This is a genomic window from Pseudomonas sp. BJa3 (genome assembly GCF_026343815.1).
GTDB classification, from domain to species: domain Bacteria; phylum Pseudomonadota; class Gammaproteobacteria; order Pseudomonadales; family Pseudomonadaceae; genus Aquipseudomonas; species Aquipseudomonas soli.
The window spans coordinates 1-274 of record NZ_JAOXMC010000175.1 but is presented as its reverse complement, the minus strand read 5'-3'; the positions used below and the strand labels follow the sequence as shown (position 1 = coordinate 274).

Annotated in this window: 1 protein-coding gene; it reads right to left on the bottom strand. The window is 70.8% G+C overall.

Translation table 11 applies throughout. The annotated features are described in order from the left end of the window. Positions 1-97 (bottom strand): AsnC family transcriptional regulator (locus OH705_RS27315; protein WP_416383602.1); only part of this gene is annotated, 97 nt, incomplete at its 3' end. Between the last annotated feature and the right edge of the window lie 177 nt (positions 98-274).

The window sequence follows — 274 nt, the reverse complement described above, 5'->3', positions numbered from 1 at the left end:
ACCCCAGCTTGCGCGCCAGGATGGCGGCGGGTTCACGGGCGTTGGCCTGCAGCAGGCTGAGCAACTGCCGGTCGATGGCGTCTAGGCGTTCGTTCATGCGCCCGACCATACAGGCGCGGCGCGGCGCAAGTCAATGCATGTGTCAGCCGTCGGATTCCGGCGGGATGCCGCCGCGGTAGACGCGGCCGTCGAAGACGAAGCGGGTGATGGTCCGGGAGGCGGCGTCGAAGACCCGGTCGCGGCGCGCGGCATCCTGCTCCCGCGCCGGAACCAG